General features: G+C 29.5%; 16 protein-coding genes and 3 tRNA genes. 15 read left to right on the top strand and 4 right to left on the bottom strand.

The genetic code is table 4. The features are described from left to right. Positions 1 to 50 precede the first annotated feature (50 nt). Entirely contained in the window at positions 51 to 836 is a 786-nt protein-coding gene (locus VBM91_RS00720; protein WP_323188945.1) for an MAG0110 family membrane protein, read from the bottom strand. Between the two features lie 75 nt (positions 837 to 911). Between VBM91_RS00720 and VBM91_RS00725 the strand changes: the two genes are divergently transcribed. Both VBM91_RS00725 and mnmA read left to right on the top strand, forming a co-directional pair. After that, positions 912 to 2,225 carry a C1 family peptidase gene (locus tag VBM91_RS00725; protein WP_323188946.1) on the top strand — a complete coding sequence of 438 codons (1,314 nt, stop codon included), beginning with the start codon at positions 912 to 914 and terminating at the stop codon, positions 2,223 to 2,225. Between the two features lie 100 nt (positions 2,226 to 2,325). Beyond that, positions 2,326 to 3,441 (top strand): tRNA 2-thiouridine(34) synthase MnmA, encoded by a 1,116-nt coding sequence (gene mnmA / locus VBM91_RS00730; RefSeq protein WP_323188947.1) that lies wholly within the window; start codon positions 2,326 to 2,328, stop codon positions 3,439 to 3,441. 44 nt (positions 3,442 to 3,485) lie between these two features. Here the strand turns inward: mnmA and VBM91_RS00735 are convergent, their stop codons facing one another. Further along, positions 3,486 to 5,918, bottom strand: coding sequence for a leucine-rich repeat protein (locus VBM91_RS00735; RefSeq protein ID WP_323188948.1), 2,433 nt, complete (start codon positions 5,916 to 5,918; stop codon positions 3,486 to 3,488). Between the two features lie 276 nt (positions 5,919 to 6,194). Between VBM91_RS00735 and alaS the strand changes: the two genes are divergently transcribed. The 13 genes from alaS (at position 6,195) to VBM91_RS00800 (ending at position 19,442) form a co-directional block, all read left to right on the top strand. Further along, entirely contained in the window at positions 6,195 to 8,819 is a 2,625-nt protein-coding gene (gene alaS, locus VBM91_RS00740) for an alanine--tRNA ligase (protein WP_323188949.1), read from the top strand. Beyond that, positions 8,807 to 9,247, top strand: a complete 441-nt coding sequence (ruvX, locus tag VBM91_RS00745; protein ID WP_323176663.1) for a Holliday junction resolvase RuvX — start codon at positions 8,807 to 8,809, stop codon at positions 9,245 to 9,247. Before alaS ends, ruvX begins: the two co-directional genes overlap by 13 nt. Then, on the top strand, positions 9,247 to 9,903 hold the full coding sequence (locus VBM91_RS00750; RefSeq protein WP_323188950.1) for a BC85_0335 family putative methyltransferase: 657 nt from the start codon (positions 9,247 to 9,249) through the stop codon (positions 9,901 to 9,903). Before ruvX ends, VBM91_RS00750 begins: the two co-directional genes overlap by 1 nt. Before the next feature lie 63 nt (positions 9,904 to 9,966). Then, entirely contained in the window at positions 9,967 to 10,461 is a 495-nt protein-coding gene (gene greA / locus VBM91_RS00755) for a transcription elongation factor GreA (RefSeq protein WP_257089363.1), read from the top strand. Positions 10,462 to 10,632: 171 nt separating this feature from the next. Next, positions 10,633 to 11,172, top strand: a complete 540-nt coding sequence (locus tag VBM91_RS00760; RefSeq protein WP_323188951.1) for a hypothetical protein — start codon at positions 10,633 to 10,635, stop codon at positions 11,170 to 11,172. Between the two features lie 270 nt (positions 11,173 to 11,442). Further along, positions 11,443 to 12,078, top strand: a complete 636-nt coding sequence (locus VBM91_RS00765; RefSeq protein ID WP_323188952.1) for a hypothetical protein — start codon at positions 11,443 to 11,445, stop codon at positions 12,076 to 12,078. A gap of 198 nt (positions 12,079 to 12,276) precedes the next feature. Further along, complete coding sequence (gene secA, locus VBM91_RS00770; RefSeq protein ID WP_323188953.1) at positions 12,277 to 15,090, top strand: preprotein translocase subunit SecA; 2,814 nt, start codon at positions 12,277 to 12,279, stop codon at positions 15,088 to 15,090. Between the two features lie 61 nt (positions 15,091 to 15,151). Then, positions 15,152 to 15,805, top strand: a complete 654-nt coding sequence (locus VBM91_RS00775) for a hypothetical protein (protein ID WP_323188954.1) — start codon at positions 15,152 to 15,154, stop codon at positions 15,803 to 15,805. Positions 15,806 to 15,990: 185 nt separating this feature from the next. After that, positions 15,991 to 17,610 carry an ABC-F family ATP-binding cassette domain-containing protein gene (locus tag VBM91_RS00780; RefSeq protein WP_323188955.1) on the top strand — a complete coding sequence of 540 codons (1,620 nt, stop codon included), beginning with the start codon at positions 15,991 to 15,993 and terminating at the stop codon, positions 17,608 to 17,610. Positions 17,611 to 17,612: 2 nt separating this feature from the next. After that, positions 17,613 to 18,293: a 16S rRNA (uracil(1498)-N(3))-methyltransferase gene (locus tag VBM91_RS00785; protein WP_323188956.1), complete on the top strand. Its 681-nt coding sequence runs from the start codon at positions 17,613 to 17,615 to the stop codon at positions 18,291 to 18,293. 172 nt (positions 18,294 to 18,465) lie between these two features. After that, a complete protein-coding gene (gene rplM, locus VBM91_RS00790; protein ID WP_257089389.1) occupies positions 18,466 to 18,900 on the top strand; it encodes a 50S ribosomal protein L13 in 435 nt (144 codons plus the stop codon). 2 nt (positions 18,901 to 18,902) lie between these two features. Continuing rightward, the gene (rpsI, locus tag VBM91_RS00795; RefSeq protein ID WP_323176655.1) at positions 18,903 to 19,301 is read left to right on the top strand and encodes a 30S ribosomal protein S9; all 399 of its coding nucleotides are present in this window, start codon (positions 18,903 to 18,905) and stop codon (positions 19,299 to 19,301) included. 64 nt (positions 19,302 to 19,365) lie between these two features. After that, positions 19,366 to 19,442 (top strand) — tRNA-Ile (locus VBM91_RS00800). A gap of 171 nt (positions 19,443 to 19,613) precedes the next feature. Here VBM91_RS00800 and VBM91_RS00805 read toward each other — a convergent pair. Then, positions 19,614 to 19,689: transfer RNA gene (locus VBM91_RS00805), tRNA-Lys, on the bottom strand. An 8-nt stretch (positions 19,690 to 19,697) separates the two neighbouring features. Next, positions 19,698 to 19,783: transfer RNA gene (locus tag VBM91_RS00810), tRNA-Leu, on the bottom strand. Positions 19,784 to 19,803: the final 20 nt, after the last annotated feature.

Genomic DNA, 19,803 nt, shown 5'->3' on the forward strand with positions numbered 1-19,803 from the left:
TTGCGTTTTTAACAAAAAAATCAACACCGTAGTGTTGAGAGTAAATTGTTTTATCTTTCTTTAACCAATATAACAATAACGTAATAAAGTAGTTGAGCTAATGAAACAAATAACTGAAGTCCGTGCTGAATTCCTAAAGTGATTAATGATTTTCTACTCATATACTCGACATAATCAGCTGTTTTTCTAATTGAATATCATTGAAGAATCATAAATAATGAGATTAATGCAACCATTAAAATTCCGATTCATCAGTTAATGTTATCTCTTTGTCTAAAAGCAAAGAATGAAATTAAGAATGTAACTAATATTGCAAATGATAGAACTAAAATCATTACTATTAGTGATCTTACATTAATAATTTTTAACATTCCTAATATTCCGGTCAAGAATAATATTCCTACTGGTATAAAAATAACTGATGCTAATTGCAATGATGCATACTTGACAATTTCTAATGCAGATTTATCATATGTATATGATCCAAAACTAATTAATAATAAAGCTGTTCCGATTAAAATTCCATAGAATAATGCATAGAAGAAGAACTTGATGCTCGTGAGTATTAGATTTTGAGATTCATTTTTCGGTTTTATAAAACTTAGAATCATAATTCCAATAAAAGGGACGATTATCATCATTATTAAAAATAAAAGTTGATAAAACGATTTTGGCATTGAATTTAGTATTAGTAAATTAATTCACACAAAGAAGATTGATAATAATGATAATAAAAGCAATCCACCAGTGCTTGTTAATAGTATAATTCCATAAAATAATTTTACAGAGCCTGATTTAACATCAGGAACTGCTTTAATAGTTTCTTGATTATTCATAATTTAAATTGTAATACATTATGAATTAAACTGAACTATATTAATAACTAATATACAAGGTATATAGGAGTAAAAATGAATGTAACTAAAAACTTATTAGATGAATTCAAGTCAAAATTTGAATCAAAATCAAACAATAAAATGATTCAAAACTCAATCATCAAAAATGGTATTAAGAATACAGTTTTTGATCATCAAACATTTATCAAACACGATCACGTTTTTGACATAGAAACAACATTAGGTGATATAACATCACAAAAAAATAGTGGAAGATGTTGAATTTTCGCTTCGTTAAATATGGGTAGAGTTGAAGCTGCTAAAAACTTAAATGTAAGTAGCTTTGAGTTTTCACAAAACTACTTTGCTTTCTATGACAAAATTGAAAAAGCAAATACATTTTTAAATTATGCAATCCAAACAGCGAACTTACCATTAGAAAATAGAGAAGTTTATCACTTAATTAATAGAAATGTTGCTTCAGATGGTGGATACTGAGAATATTTTGCTAACTTACTTAAAAAATATGGTGCAGTTCCAAAATCAATTATGCCTGAAACATTCCATTCAGGAAATACAACAGATATGAATGAACAAATTGATAAGCATCTTAAAAATGGAATGAAGAAAATTAGAGTACTTGTTTCACAAGGTGCTGCTGAATCACAAATTCAAGCAGTTAAAGAAGATGCGCTTTACAGAGTTTATGATATTATTTCTAAATGTTTAGGAACGCCAGTTACTGAGTTCACTTATGAATACAAAGATAAAGATAATAAGTATCACAAAATTGAAAACATAACTCCTGTAGAGTTTTTCGAAAAATATGTAGGTAAAGATTTTGATAAAAAAGTTAATCTAGTGCACGACCCCAGAAATCTTTATGACTATGGAACTAAATATGTTCTTAAATATCAAAAATCAGTTTATGAAGATCAAGATGTTGAAATGATTAACGTTCCATTAGATGTAATTAAGAGTGCTGTAATTGCTTCATTAAAAGATAACTTACCAGTTTGATTTGCTTGTGATGTTGATCCTTTCAAAGATAATAAATCAGGAATTTTTGACCCCAAACTTTATGATTTTGATTCAGTTTTTGAACCAATTAGTGACTTTAATAAAGAAGATAGAATTATCTACTTTAACTCAATGTTAAATCACGCGATGGCTTTTGCAGGTGTTAAGACAGAAAACGGTAAACCGATTGCTTGAAAAGTTGAAAACAGTTGAGGTGATGATTCTGGTAAAAAAGGTGTTTACTCAATGTCTGATGAATGATTTGATGAATACAATTTCTCAGTTATTGTAGATCCTAAATATGTTCCGGAAGAATATCTTAAAGCTGATAAATCAGTTGTTCTTGAGTTATGAGAACCATTTGCTTAATAGCAAAAAGTTAAATTTTTACATTAAAAACCAAAAAATTTCGCTTTTTTGGTTTTTATATTACAATTTATATACTTATTTAAGTATATAAAGGAGAAATATGTCTAAAAGAGTTGTTATAGGTATGAGTGGTGGTGTTGATTCATCAGTTGCTGCTTATTTATTACAAAAGCAAGGTTACGAAGTAGTAGGATTATTTATGCGTAACTGAGACAGTATTGTTAATAATGATTTTCTTGGAAACAATGATCTTAAACAAGATATGTGTCCACAGGAAAGAGATTATTTGGATGCTCAATCAGTCGCAAATTCATTAAGCATCAAACTTGAAAGAGTTGACTTTGTTAAAGAATATTGAGATAATGTTTTTGAAAACTTTATTGAAGAATTCAAAAAAGGAAGAACACCTAATCCGGACATTTTATGTAACAAGTACATAAAATTCAATGCTTTTGCTAACTATGCATTTAATGAACTTAAAGCAGACTATATTGCTATGGGACATTATGCAAATGTAATTGATGGACACTTATACAGAGCAAAAGATGAAGATAAAGATCAAACTTACTTTTTAGCTCAATTAAGTCATGATCAACTTAAAAAAGTTATTATGCCACTTGCTGCATTAACTAAACCTGAAATTAGACAAATTGCTTCTGAGTTAGGTTTAATTACTGCAACTAAAAAAGATTCAACAGGAATTTGTTTCATTGGGGAAAGAAACTTTGGACAATTCTTACAAAACTATATACCGGCACAAGATGGAGATATTGTAGATATTACAACAAATAAAGTTGTTGGAAGACATGTTGGATGCTTCTATTACACAATTGGACAAAGAAAAGGTTTAAATTTAGGTGGTATGACTGAACCATATTATGTTTGTGGTCACGATGTGCAAAAAAACATTTTATATGTTGCACCTAACTCAAAACCTGAATACTTAATTTCAAATAATTTAATTGCTTCAGGATTAACCTTAAATAACAAAGATTTTAATCCTGATAATTTAACTGCTAAATTTAGATATAGACAAAAAGATATTAAAGTGTCCGTTGAATTTTTAGGCGACGATAAAATCAGAGTATTCTATCCTGAGGGTTCATCAGCTGTTACGCCAGGTCAACAAGTTGTTTTATATGATGGAGACAAATGTATTGGTGGAGCAACAATTGATGAAGTTTATGATGATGAAACTAAAAAATGATATATATAAAAAATCATATGAGTGTTAAATTAACTCATATGATTTTTCTTATCTTAATTTCCAATTAATTGGTTTTTATTAACTACATTTAATTTAGGTGCAACTAGAACTGGAGTTTCGCTTTGTGGAGAAATTGATGTTGCTCAAGATGAACCGACACTTTCCAAGTTAGGGAAGTTAAGTGCAGAAATTGTTCCAAATCCATTTGCAAATGTATTTGAAGCAATGCCCTTGACATTTTCTCCTTGAATTGAGTTTATTTGGTTTGAGTTCTTGAATGCAGTTGTGTAAATAAATTCAACGTCATCAGACAATGTAACATAAGGGTTATCAGATTTAAGTTTAATTAAAACTTTTCCTAACATGGCTTTTGTGTTTTCTTGATCGTTTAAGATGTTATAGTAATATGGTGTCCCTTGAAGTGCTGTAGTACCTAGAGAAGTTAAGATAGGTAAGTTCAAACTTGTTAAGTTTGATAACGACCCAAATGTTCCTTGATTTACTGTTTTAACATTTTCTGCTGTTATACTTGTAATGACTTCATTAGCAGTTGCTGCTTCAGGAAGTTTATTGTCAAATGAAAATGCAGAGTTGTAGATTTGTGTAATTGATGGATCTAAAGTGATTTCAGCTTTATTATTGATATTTTTGTAACCAATTAAAACTGAACCTAATTTAATTTGCTCTTCATTTGAGTTTGAAATGTGGTCATAGTATCATTTTGAACCGAATAACGCATACTCACCTATGTTTTTAACATTTTGAGCATCAAATGTTTCAAGTGCTGGAGTATCTGCAAATGCTTCATTTGCAATATAAACTTCAGGTGCTTGAATTGTTATTGATCTAAGTGTACTGTGTTTAAACATTTCTTCTGAAACATAAACTGGTTGTGTTGAAGTAATTGTAACTGTATTGATATTTTCATTGCTCTTGAATAAACCATTTACAAAATAAAGCGGCTTATCTGAAGTTATTTGTACATCAGTTGCTTCACTATCCACAGATACATAAGTATTCTCATTAAGTTTAATTTGTTTTTTAAAGCTTTCTGGAACTGTATTTGCAAATTCTGCTAACAATTGATGTCTAATTGCATTTTCACCTAAATAAGTTGCCTTTGGTAAAAATACATTTCTAATATCTTCTGTATTTAATGAATCTTTCCCAATTTTTTCAACATATGGTGCATAAACATATGAAACTTTTTTATCTTTAAATGCTTCCTCCATAATTGCAGTGTAATTTTCGTTTAGGAAAATAGGTATTTGTTTTTCTGGAATTTCGTATTTAAGTCCTAAAACAGTATTGTTTTGTTTCTTTAAAAAGAAATCGGTAAATTCATTAATGATTGACTTCAACATTGTTGTAGTTTCATCTTTTTGAAGAAACATAGCTCATACAATGTTAACTATTATGTTTTTTTCAATCTTTATAGCATTGTTATTAAGCATTTGGCCGATTGTATATAAGTTCAAATTGGTATTACCCTTATGTTTATTATTTATTTCTTTTAAGAAAGTTAAGATTTCATCTTTTTTCTCAGTTCCTAATGAATCAAGCGTTTCAGGATTATTTATTACAGAATTTGCTAATTGAGAAATATCAACAATTGTTTCTGCCATTCCATAGGTTTCGATATGCGATCTTCTTTCAGTTTGAATATCAGATTCCGTATTAGAATAATTCAAAAATGGAAAAAGAAGAGAATTATTCTGTGATGCTTTAACAGTTTTATCAGTATCATCAAAAGATTCATATAATTCCGTTATTGCAGCAAGAAAGAATTGTTTAACTTGCTCCTGATCCTTTAAATTTGTAAATAGATCATTTAAAGAATTTATATCCATTCTATTAAGTAAGATATATTTATCTCTAATAACCTTCATAACTATCGGATACATGTTATCAAATGATGAACTAGTCAATTTCAACGCATAAGAGGTTAAAGCAATCAGCTTATCTAGTTCAAAATCGTCTAATTCTTTTATGTTGGCACTATTTAGCTTTTCGATTGAAGATTGATATTTTGAAGTCACATATTTTTTTGTCTTTTCAATTAATAAGATAACTTCATTTGTTAGAGGGATATTTGAAAAGGTGATTCCTTCAACCTCTTTTTTACCTTCTTCTAATGATTTGACATCTTGTAAGTTTTTTGCTATTTGGTCTTTAATTTTTAGAGCTTCCACGTAATTCTCAGAATTATCATTAATATCTGCATTTGTTAGCGATTTGACTAAATTGGCATAGTTATTGAAAAGATTTGGTGTAAGCGCCATTGTAGTATCGGTGAGTGATTTTGAGAAATCCAATAATTCCTCTTTTTTAGCAATTGTTTGATCTGTGTCACCTGGGTTTGCAATCGGATTGCCTGGTTTAGGTTCTTTTGGTGCTTCTTGAGAACATGCAATAGTTCCTGTTACTGATGAAATCGCACCAGTTAATGTTAATAATTTAAAAATATTTTTTGTTTTTAATTTCATATTTCTCCTAATTAATATAATTTTACACTTTATAGAATTTAACTTGGTTATTTTAATTAATTGAAATTAAGAAAATTTTGTGCTAATTATTTTGAATTCAAATCTACAATTAAAACTTTTAACGTAGTTTACAAGATGTTTTAGTAATAAAAATGAAAATAAGGATATTCATTAAAACAAATTGAAAATTTAAACTGTTTAAAAATCTTTTTAATATAATTTAGTAATATTTTTACTTTTATTTCAAAGAAATAAAAGAACATAAGGAAGGTAAGTATGAATTCAAAACAAATTAGAGAATCATGATTAAAGTTTTTCGAATCTAAAGGACACTTTGTTGTGCCTTCAAAAAGTTTAGTTCCTCAAAATGACCCATCATTACTTTGAATCAATAGTGGTGTTGCAACTTTGAAAGATTACTTTTCAGGTAAAAAAGAAGCTCCTGCAAAAAGATTAACTAACTCACAAAAAGCAATTAGAACAAATGACATCGAAAATGTTGGTATTACAGCTAGACATCATACATTCTTTGAAATGTTAGGAAACTTCTCAATTGGAGATTACTTTAAAAAAGAAGCTATTAATTTTGCTGTTGAGTTTCTATTAGATGTTCTAAAACTTGATAAAGACAGATTATATTTCACATACTACTATGAAGATTTAGAAACTAAAAATTACTGAATGGCTCACGGTTTTGACGAATCACACATGATACCAGGTGGTAAAGATACTAACTTCTGAGAAGTTGGTTCAGGTCCTTGTGGTCCTAACACAGAAATTTTCTATGATCGTGGTGAGAAGTATGATTCAAGAGGAATCGAGTTACTTAAAGAAGACATTGAAAATGACAGATACATTGAAATCTGAAACATTGTGTTTTCAACATATAACTCAAATGGTGAAGGTGAATATACAGAATTAAAGCAAAAAAATATTGATACTGGTGCTGGATTAGAAAGAATTGTCTCAATTATGCAAGATGCACCTACAAACTTTGATACTGACTTATTTTTACCTATTATTCACGAAATCGAGAAATTCACAAATTATAGATATGATACAAACAATTACTTTGTAAATGATAAAGATCAAACTTTATTGAACTCATATTTTAAAGTTATTGCCGATCACATGAGAACAGTAACTAATGCTATTGCTGATGGTGCTAAACCATCTAATGTTGGTAGAGGTTACATTTTAAGAAGATTAATTAGACGTAGTGTTTACAAAGCTATGCAATTAAATATTCACGAACCTTTCTTATACAAACTTGTTGATGTGATTAAAGAAACATTACCTTTTGAATATGATGTAAATCCAATTAAAAAAGTTATTGAAGATGAAGAATTAACTTTTGCTAAAACTATTGAAAACGGAAAACAAATTCTATCTGACTTTATTGTTGAAGATTTAAAAGTTTTCCCAGGAGACATTGCATTTAAATTATTCGAAACATATGGTTTCCCTGTTGAATTAACTGCAGAAATTTTAGCTCAACAAAATATCCAAATTGATTATAAAGCTTTTGAAGCAGCAAAACAAAAACACGCTGAAATGAGTAAAGGAATAAAAGTTTCAGGAATGGATAAAGTAATCAACTCATTAACTTTAATCAAATCAAAAGTTGATGAATTTATTGGTTATGAACACACAAAATCAGTTTCAAACATTTTATACTTACTAGATACTGAAAAAGAAATTGAGCAAGCTAACGGAATTTCATATGTTGTGCTTGATAGAACTCCTTTTTATGCAACTAGTGGTGGACAAAAACACGACCGTGGTTACATAAAACAAGGTACAAATACAATTTTAATCTTAGATGTTTTCAAAGATAAATTTGGAAACCACATTCACAAAGTTGAAGGAAAAATTGTTAAAAACTTACCGGTAGAGTGCTTTGTTGACGAAACAATTAGACTAGGTCTTGAAAGAAACCACTCTGGAACACACTTATTATTCAGTGCACTTAGAAGTGTTTTAGGAAATCAAATTAAACAATTAGGTTCAAATAACAATGAAGAACGTTTAACATTTGATTTACCAGCTGATACAAGACCTACAAAAGAAGAAATTAGAGCAATCGAAAACTTAGTTCGTAAGTACATTAAGATGGACGCTGTAAGACATTACTTGAATATGACAACAGACCAAGCTAAAGAAATGGGTGCAATTATGACTCTTGAAGAACAAGAATATATGAACCCATTAAATGTAAGAATTGTTAAATTTGACAATATTACAGCTGACTTATGTGGAGGTACTCACTTGTCAAATACAGCTAAATTAGAAAACTTCAAAATTACAGACGTTGATAAGAAAGCAGCTGGTGTATATAGAATTAGAGCTATTTCATCAAATGCTTTAGTTGATGAGTTTTTAGATGAAGAAATTGACAAATTAATTATTGAAGCAGAAAAATTAATTGACAAAAACACTAAGCTACAAGCTTCATACAACTTTGATTTAAATATTCCTACTGTAAAAGAAGAAGCAATTGACTACTTAGAAGAAGCAATTGAAAAACTTAAAGAAGACAATAAGCAAATTCAAAAAAATTTACAAAATTCATTTGAATTTGATTATGACTCAATTGAAGTTTTAACAATAAATGGAAACAAAGTTTACTTAAATCAAACAGTTGATAAATCAAACATTAAAACAGTAGCTTCTACATTAAGAGAAAAATACAATGACATTTTAGTTGTGCTTACATCAAACGATGAAACTAATCCAATGATTGTTGTAGCTTCAAAAGAATACAATTCAAATGCTATTGCACAACAATTATTTGCAAAACTTAATGGACGTGGTGGTGGAAACGCTATCTTATCTATGGGTAAAGTCGCAACTGCTAATAACTTAATTGCTGCATTAGAAGAGATTACATGAGAAAAATAGGTCTAGATTTAGGAACTAAAAGTTGTGGAATTGCAATCACTGATGAAAGTGAAATCATTGCATCAGGATTAGAAAACTTTAAATTCGAAGAATATAAATTTACCCAAGCTCTTGACAGAATTAGCTACTACATTAACGAAGTTTATAAAAACAAAATTGATGGAATAGTGCTTGGTTACCCACTTAAAATTAGTGGAGATAAGAGTGATAGAACTTTAATGGTTGAAGATTTCAAAAAGCAACTTGAAGAAAAATTTAACTTACCTGTTTTATTGGTTAATGAACAATATTCAACTAAAAAAGCCCATGAGACTATGATTGAAGCCGGTTTAACTAGAAAGAAAAGAAAAGATCATAAAGATAAACTTGCAGCACAAATCATACTTAATGATTATTTAGATTACTACAAACATAAATGAGGTAAATAATGAACGAAACAACAAGAACGATTTTAATGGTATCTGCAATAGTTGTGTTTGTTTTAGGTATTGCTATTTACATTGCGTTAAATATTTACTCAAGAAAGATTCGTAAAAAATATTTAGCAAAAGCACATGCTGAAGCGCTGGTTCAAATTGAATCTTTACGTAGTGAACTTGGTGTATTACCTTTTGATATTAAAGACTTCCTAAAATCAAAAGCAAATGATTTAGACATTGAAGGTATTATTAATACAATTTATCAAAATCATTATCAAAATTGTTTAATTATCGATGAAAAAGATATGTTCCCAATAGTTGCGATTGACTCAAAAACAAAATCAAATATTTATTATTTAAACTCAAGTTTAAATAAAGACTTATATGATAAAGTTAAAGAGAATTTTGGTAATGAAGCTGGTAAAGGAATAATAGAATATAAAGATCAAGAATTAGATTTTGTTGCGATTTTACGTACTGAGCAAGATGTAAATGACTTATATGATAAGTATGTTCACAAGATGCAAAAAGGTATGTGTATTATTAGTTTTGATAATGCAAAAAGATCTGAAATTAAAAGATTAATTTCATTACTTAGAATGTCTTCAATCCCATATGAAGTATCATTTTTAAGTTCTAAATTTCTTTTTATAGTAAAAAGATAAAATCAGACTAAAATAAAATATAATTAAATTAACTTTTCTCAAAATAACATAAGGAGAATGATTATGAACAATGAAGAATTAAAAGGTGTTGTTTACCTATCGCAAGAAACTTACGATAGATATAAAAAAGAATACGAACATTTAGTTAATGTTGAAAGACCTGCTGTTCAAGCTGCCTTAAAAGAAGCTAGAGCACAAGGGGACTTATCTGAAAATGCTGAATATGATGCAGCTAGAGATAGACAAGGTGCTGTTGAAGGTAGAATTAGCGAATTAGAACAAATTTTAGATAATGCAAAAATTATTGAAGCTAAAGATGAGTCAACACAAAACACAGTCGGAATTGGTACAACAGTTCAATTTGTTAAAAAAGACACAAATCAAGTTAAAGAAGTTACAATTATGGGTACACACGATACAAACCCATTTGAAAATAAAATTTCAAACAAAAGTCCACTTGCAGTAGCAATGATGGGACATGTAGCTGGTGATGTTGTCGAAGTTGATGCACAAACAAAATACATGATTGAAATTTTAAGTGTTAAATTCAGTAATTAAGCTGAATTTTTCTTTTCTTAATTTATGGAACTACATAATTCACAAAATCATAATTCTTGCTCTAATAAAGAATTAATATGAATTGCAAATTCAAATAAACAACAACAAACTATACATAAACGCAAACAAAATCTTTTCACAATAAAAAACATAGCTTACTTAGCTATGTATATGGCAATTATTGTAATTTTAACTTTTACACCTTACACAGGCTATATTACGATTGGTGTTATATCAATAACAACTGTTCCAATTGTTATTTTAATTGCATCAATTCATTTAGGTATGATTGGAACTTTATGAAGCACGCTGTCATTTGGATTTTGATCTTGAATAGGTTCGATTGTTTTGGGTTATCCAATTTTCAATAACATCTTATATTCATTTGTACCAAGAATCGCTTTAGCTTTATTTTTAGTAGGGGCATATTATTTATGCTTTAAAATAGGTAAATTCAATATATTCACAAGCACAATTTTTGCTTTCTTAATTTTTGCTGCCAATACATTATTTGTTTCGATTTTTATTTTTATCGGAATTCAATTCATAGGCATAAAAGAAGTAACATCACCATCGGTTTGATTAACATTAATTTGAGTAAATATGCTGGTTGAATGAGGTGTTTTAGTGATAATTTCAATAGCAATTTATCCATTTTTAAAATGAGTTTATAAACAAAATGTGATTAATAAAACTAGTTTAGGATATTAGATAACTTTGAGAGCTCGATGAGCTCTCTTTTTACTTAACATTCAATAACTATTTATTTTTAATTATTTTATGGAACAGGTGATATTATTTAAATATTAAGAAAAGGAATCAAGAATGATATTAATGATTATTTATTATCTATCCTGACTGATAGATGGAAAAATGAGATTTATATGACATAAACTGTTTGACATTATACGATTAATTGATTCAGGCACGAAAATACGTCCTGAAATTTTTGATTACTTAAAAGAAAAATTTCTTAAAAGATTGAAATTCGAACAGGTATTATTAATCGTTTTTCTTGTAATCATCACAATATCAGCTATACACACAATTATTTCGATAATTTTGGCATGCATTTATTTTGCTAAAATAAATACTATCACTAGTTTCTGTTTCTACACAGGATTACCTGCTTCTATTATTTTACTATGTGAGGGTTCTTCACTTTTCGGTCTTTGAATATCAGGTAATCTAAAATCATATTTGGATGATTATATAAATTACTTAATACCAGAATATTCAAGTAAGAATGCAAGATTATCCGATGAAAATTTATATGATAATTTAATTCTAAATGCTCATTCCGAAGTTCATTTTTTAATAAATGAAAAGACAAAATTTAAAACAGTGTGGCCTTCAGTTAGAGTGGACATATCTTCAGTGTTATTTCCTTGAATGCATATTAAAATTAAATTTTTAAAGAAATCAAAAACTAAGAAAATGGATATTTATTTAGCAATGTTATTATGTGGTGATGGTATGTGAAAACTTAGTAATATTGAATTAAAACCTGAAATGTTTTATTATGAGTATAGGAGATCTGTGCTTGCCGAGAAAATTAAACTGCCGAAACGAAAATTTACATTAGCAAATAACTACAAACAAGATTATGATTTCTAGTTTAATTTTTATATCTAAAAAACGTTAAAAATAAATGGTGTAAAACTTTATTTTTAACTAAATATTCATACAATAATTATTAACCTGAAAATTACTTTTTCATCACGCACATAGTATTAAAAGTCAAAAAGACCGATTCAACTCATAAAAGTTAATAGGTCTTTTTTATTTTATAAATAAAAAAGTATAATTGAACTTATGAAAAGTTGAAAACAATTATTAGACTTCAAAACATCAGAAATGCGTATTGCTGAGAAAGCTTTAAAGAAAATTAATCAGCTTGAAAGCATAGTTTCTAAGTTTACAGATGAAGAACTTAAATCTAAAACAGAATACTTTAAAAAGCTATTAGAAAAAGGTTATTCATTAGAAGACATTCGAAATGATGCTTTTGCAGTAGCTAGAGAAGCAACAAAGAGAGTTTTAGGTAAAAGACCTTATGACGTTCAAATATTAGGTGGATTACTTTTAGATTTAGGTTCAGTAGCTGAAATGAAAACTGGTGAAGGTAAAACAATTACATCTATTGCTCCAGTTTACTTGAATGCCCTTTTAGGTAAAGGTGCGATTGTATCTACAGTTAACGAATACTTAACTGAACGTGATGCAACCGAAATGGGTGCTGTGTTTAATTTCTTAGGACTTACTGTAGGTATTAATAAAGCACAAATGAATGAGGATGATAAAAGAAAAGCTTATGCAGCTGATATTACTTATTCAGTTCACTCTGAACTTGGGTTCGATTACTTAAGAGATAATATGGTCTCAAATAAGAATAACAAGGTTCAAAGAGGACTTCAGTTCTGTTTAATCGATGAGGTTGACTCAATCTTAATCGATGAAGCTAAAACACCTCTTATCATTTCAGGTGGTGAAAAAGATGATACAGCAGCTTACTTTGCTGCTGACCAATTCGTTAGAACTCTTGGTCCTGAAGATTACATAGTTGATGAAGAGTCAAAAGCTGTAGCACTAACACACTCAGGGATTGCTAAAGCTAATGAGTTTTACAAAACTGATGGACTTTATAAAATTGAAAACTCTGAAAATGTTCACTTAATCCAAAACGCATTAAGAGCACATAAAATTATGCGTATTGATGTTGAGTACATTGTCCGTGAAGGAAAAATCGAATTAGTTGATGCATTCACTGGTCGTATAATGGATGGACGTAGCTATTCGGAAGGGCTTCAACAAGCTATCCAAGCTAAAGAAATGGTTGAAGTGGAACCTGAAACAAAAACTTTAGCAACCATTACTTATCAAAACTTTTTCAGAATGTTCAAAAAGCTTTGTGGAATGACCGGTACAGGAAAAACTGAAGAGCAAGAATTCATTGATATCTACAATATGAGAGTTAATGTTGTTCCTACAAATAAACCAATTGTTCGTGTTGATGAACCTGATTCAATTTTTGCAACTGCTAAAGCAAAATGAAATGCAGTTGCTGACAAAATTGAAGAACTTTACAAAAAAGGTCAGCCAGTTTTAGTTGGTACTGCTCAAATTGAAGATTCAGAAATTATTCATAGACTTTTAACACATAGAGCAATTCCTCATAGAGTTTTAAATGCTAAACAAAATGCATCTGAAGCTGAAATTATTTCACATGCTGGTGAAGTTAAATCAGTTACTATTGCCACAAATATGGCTGGTCGTGGAACTGACATTAAGCCTACACCTGAAGCTTTAGAACTTGGTGGATTATACGTTTTAGGAACAGATAAAGCTGAATCAAGAAGAATTGATAACCAGCTAAGAGGACGTTCAGGGCGTCAAGGAGATGTCGGTACAAGTAAATTCTTTATTTCTATTGATGATCAATTAATGCAACGTTTTGCAAACTATGAAAGTTTCAGAGAAGCTTACTCAAAAGATGGTGACAAAGAAGTTACTAATAAACAACTTAGATTTGCTTTCAATCACGCTCAAAAGAAAATTGAAGGTTTCAACTATGACTCACGTAAATCAGTTTTAAATTATGACGACGTTATTAGACAACAACGTGACTTAATTTATGCGCAACGTGATTTAATCTTATACAGCAGTGACATAGTGTTTATCGTTCAAAGAATGATAGCATCTGCTGCTAGATCAATTGTTAGAAGTGGTGAGTATAGATTGCATAATAATGTTTATCATTATGAAGCTCTTGTAGACTTTTTAAATGAAAACATTGGTAAATTCATTAAATTCCACTTTGATATTATTGACATTTCAAAAGTTCACGAAACAGATTTACCAGAATATATTGCTAACATTATTCTTTCAATTTATCAAGATTGAGAAAAGAATGCAATAGAAAACACTTCAGAAGAAGAGTTAATAAGACACTTAAGAGCACTTATTTTAGGTACATTAGATGAAAAATGACAAAGTCACATCAACTTAATGGACAAATTACGTTCAAACGTTAACTTAGCTCAATATTCACAAAAGAACCCTTACCAAATTTATACAGAGGAAGGGACAAAAGCTTTCTACAAAATGATTGACGATATTGCTTATGGAGTGCTTTTAAAAGTCTTCTCAGACAGAATTGGAATGAAGACATTATTCACAAAACAAATGAAAGCTGACCCAATATTCCAACAAATTCTTTCATCATTCAGAATTGATCCATACAAATCAATTGAAGAGCAAGAAAGAGTTGTTATTGAAACTTACGAGTTAATTAAGAAAAGAATGGAAGAGCTAGAGCAACAAAAGAAAGCTGAGCAAGAAAAATTAGCTCAAGCAGCTAGTGAACCAATTGAAGTTCCGGTTGAAAATCAACTACAAAATCAAGAAGTGGTTAGATTAGATGAAAAACCAAAAAAAGTTAAAAAACAAAGTAATAAAACTAATAAAAATATTGCTAGAAATCTTGATAATAAACTTTATAATTGTAGTAATATTGCTTATATTAAAGATAATGAACATAAAATTAGTCGTTCAGTAGCTCTTGCACCAAAAAGAAGACAACCACAAAGACCAAGGCTAAATATCAATGTTTATGTAAAACATAAATAAAAATTGTTCAAAATCATAAATTTATTAAATCTAAATAGTTTGAAAATAAAAGGAGATCCTTATGGCACAAGTAGAATTAGAAGTTAAATTAGATGGAAATTGTAAAGTATGTAAATCACCAAGAATTCAATGTGTTTGCTTATCATGTCCTTGTTTAGGAGGAAAATACCACGTTGAACAAATGTCAATTGTTGAAGAAGTTAAAAACGAAGAATTATTAGTAGAAGAAACTGTAGTTGAAGAAGAACAACCAGTAGAAGAAAAAGAAACAGTTGTATATTCAGAAGTAAAAGAAGAACCTAAAGAAGAATACGTTTACGTTGAATCAGACTTAACACGTGAAGAAAATATTATAGAACCTGTTGGTGGACACAGATGTGGTGGACACTGCTTAGCAAACAGAAACGCTAATATGGTTAAAAGAGAAGCAGAAGTTGTTTACAGCTCATCAGCATTAGCTAAAGAAGAATGTGGATTTGAAGAAGAAAAACAAACATGCTGCGTAGGTGAATGTAACTGTGACCAAGAAAAACAAACATGCTGCGTAGGTGAATGTAACTGTGAACAAGTTGAAGAAAGAGTAGAAGAAGCAGTTAGAGTATCTACAGAACAAGTAGTTGAAGAAGTTATTGTTAAAAACTACTACACATTACATCCAGTTGCAAACAAATTCAGAGAATACAGTGAAGAAGTTATTACAGAATTCAAAAAATAATTTATCTTTCACATAGCAAATTTGCTATGTGATTTTTATTTTTATGGTATTATTTTTAGGAGCCGACATCGAAGTGAAAACTTAGATGTGTACTGCCTTCAATTTGAAGGTTTTTTTATTCAAAATAATATAAAATATATAAATCATTAATTTATATATTGTTAATTAAAACAAAGGAGCTAAATATGATTGAAGTTCAAAATTTAAGCAAGATTTTTAGTGATAAAAAATTATTTGAAAACGTAAACTTAAAATTCACAGAAGGTAACACTTATGGAATTATCGGTGCTAATGGTGCTGGTAAGTCAACATTTTTAAAAATAGTTGCAGGTGACATTGAACCATCAGGTGGAAATATTGTTATCGAGAAAAACAAACGTATTTCGGTATTAAGCCAGGATCATAATGCATATGATGATTACAATGTTACTGAAGTTGTAATTATGGGGAACACTGATTTATACAAAATCAAAGAAGAAAAAGATGCAATTTATATGAACCCTGATGCAACTGATAAAGATTATGAAAGAGCAGCTGATTTAGAAGAAAAATATGGTATGTTAGGTGGATGAATAGCAGAAAATGATGCGCAAGAACTTTTAAGTAACTTACATATACCTAAAGAAAAATGAGAAGCCCCAATGAGAGAGCTTACAGCTAATCAAAAAATCAAGGTTCTTTTAGCAAAAGCATTATTTGGAAATCCTGATATTTTAATTATGGATGAGCCAACTAACCACTTAGACCTTAGAAGTATTAGATGACTTGAAAACTTCTTGATCGACTACCCTAATGTTGTTATTGTAGTTAGTCACGACAGTGACTTCTTAGATGCTATCTGTACACATATTGTTGACATCGATTACAATGAAGCAAAAATTTACACAGGTAACTATTCATTCTGAAAACAAAGTTCAGAGTTAGCTAGAGAAATGATGAAGCAATCAAATCTTAAAAAAGAAGCACAAATAGAAAAACTTAAAGAATTCATCGCACGTTTCAGTGCTAATGCATCTAAATCAAGACAAGCTACATCACGTAAGAAAGCTCTTGAAAAAATTTCACTTGATGAAATTAAACCTTCAAATAGAAAATATCCATTCGTTCGTTGAGAAATGAACCGTGATCATGGTAAACAAATTTTAAATGTTGAAGGTTTAACATATAAAAATGATAAAGGTGAAACTTTATTTGAAAACGTATCATTCTCATTGAAACCAGGTGAAAAAATGGTTATTGTTGGAGAAGATGACATTGCTAAAACAAAATTATTAGAATGTTTACTTGGAATTAGTAAACCAACTTCAGGAACAGTTGAATGAGGACAAACAATTACGCCTTCATACTTCCCTAATGAAAATAGTAAATACTTTGATACAGATGAAAACATTCTTGAATGAATTTCTAAGTGACCACTTGAAAATAAAGAAAAAGAAAACAGAGAAAATGATGATGCTAGAATGCGTGGGTTCTTAGGTCGTATGTTATTTAGTAATGATTCAGTATTCAAAAAAGTTAAAGTAACTAGTGGGGGAGAAAAAGCTAGATTAATGTTCTCAAGAATGATGCTTCTTGAATCTAACTTTATCATCTTAGACCAACCATTAGATCACTTAGACGCTGAAAGTATTGACTCAGTTATTGAAGGTGTTAAAAACTTCAAGGGTGGAGCAATTTTCACAACATATAACAGAGCATTTGTTAACCAATGTGCTGATGTTATTTTAGAACTTCAATCACCTACAAAGAGCTTCTTATTCAGAGGTTCTCTTGAAGAATATGAAGAAATTATGCAAGATAGCTAATTATGAATAGATTTTTTGTAACAGAGAAAAACAACGACTCTTTTGTTTTATCAAAAGAAACATTAAAACATCTTCAAGTTATCAGAATAGACACAAAACCTTTTATTTGTGTTTATAATGAAGAATTTTATGAATGTGTATTAGATAATAATGCAGCGAAAATAATTAAAAAAATAGAACAAAATCATGAACATAAATACGAAGTTGTTCTTGCGATGGCTGTAATTAAGTTAGATCGTTTTGAATGAGCGCTACAAAAAGCTACAGAACTAGGAGTTACAAAAATAATTCCACTAAAAACTCAATACACAAATCATGACTTGCTTAAATTTAATAAATTTAGCTCAAAATATGAAAGATTTAAAACTATTTTGCAAAATGCAGCTGAGCAATCATTTAGAAATAAAATTCCAGTTTTAACCGAATTAATGACATTAAAACAAGTGTTAAATCTACCAATTCAAAATAAATATATAGCGCATGAAAAAATTGATATTTCATCAAATTTACCACAACCAATTGATAGTGATGTTATTTTCCTAGTCGGACCTGAAGGTGGTTTTTCAGATGAAGAAATCAATTTAGCTGCAAAAAATAATGTAAAAGTTGTTTCATTAGGTTCAAGAATTTTAAGAGCAGAAACAGCAGCAATTTTCATGTTATCGCAAATAAAAATTGATTAATAAAATTAATTAAGAAAATATATAAAATACCTAGACTATAGGTCTAAAAAACATAACAAACCATATGTAAAAAAATGAGTATAAAAAAACTTATGTGGTATAATAAATAAGCAATTTATAAATTTATAAACCGAGATAAATTTTTTATTATTAACGTATATAGGAGGATAGCGTGAGACAAACAACAATAGTTAATACTCAACAAGCTAACAAAAAATGATATGTTATTGATGCTGAAGGACAAGTATTAGGGCGTTTAGCTGCTCAAGTTGCATCAATTTTAAGAGGGAAAAACAAACCTACATTTACACCTAACGCAGATATGGGTGACTTTGTTATCATCGTAAATGCAGAAAAAGTAGTTTTAACAGCTAAAAAAGAAGAAAACAAAATTTACTACTCACACTCAGGATACCCAGGTGGATTAAAAAGCATTACAGCAGCAAAATTAAGAGTTAAAAGACCTACAGCTTTAATTGAAAAAGCAGTAAGTGGAATGATTCCTCACACAAAATTAGGAAACAAACAACGTCGTAGTTTATTTGTGTATGCTGGACCAAACCACAAACACGAAGCTCAACAACCAGAAAGATTAGAGGTTAAATAATTATGGCTAAAGAAACAGTTATGTACCGTGGATTAGGAAGAAGAAAATCTTCAGTTGCTCGTGTTAGATTAACACCAGGTAAAGGTAAATTTGTTATTAACAACCGTGATGCTAGAGAATACTTAACATCTGACATTTACTTAAAAGATGCTAACCAACCTTTTGTTTTAACAGATACATTTGGAACATTTGATGTTAGTGTAAACGTAAGTGGTGGTGGTCTTAGTGGTCAAGCAGGTGCTATTAGATTAGGTATTGCACGTGCTTTATTAGAAGCTAACCCTGAATATCGTTCAGCTTTAAAAGTAGCCGGAATGCTTACAAGAGATGCTCGTGCTAAAGAACGTAAAAAACCAGGTTTACGTGCAGCACGTCGTGCAAGACAATTCTCAAAACGTTAATAAAATTAATAATATTTTGTACTTCTGTTTTTATAGTTTTATGCTATAATAGAAGTGCATTTATGCGAGCGTAGCTCAGCTGGTTAGAGCACACGACTGATAATCGTGAGGTCGATGGTTCAAGTCCATTCGTTCGCACCATTTCATAAAGATGACCTTATTTTTGCCAACTAGAAATAGTTGGTTTTTTCTTGCTCTTTTTTATAAATTAAAGAAATTGATTTTTTACTTATATGATTAGCTCACTACTGTAAAAGTAAAAAAAGTAATAAAAAAAGAACCTTTTAAGGTTCCTTGGTCAATTTCTTGAAATGGTACGTCCTAGAGGATTCGAACCTCTGACCCAATGGTTAAAAGCCATTTGCTCTACCTGCTGAGCTAAGGACGCACATTTTTTGGTGCCCAGGACTGGACTTGAACCAGCACGGTATTGCTACCGAGGGATTTTAAGTCCCTTGTGTCTACCATTCCACCACCTGGGCATTTCTTTTTGCTTGTATAT

Origin of the sequence: Mycoplasma sp. 2248 (genome assembly GCF_034863245.1) — a bacterium.
Taxonomy (GTDB): domain Bacteria; phylum Bacillota_I; class Bacilli_A; order Mycoplasmatales; family Metamycoplasmataceae; genus Mycoplasmopsis.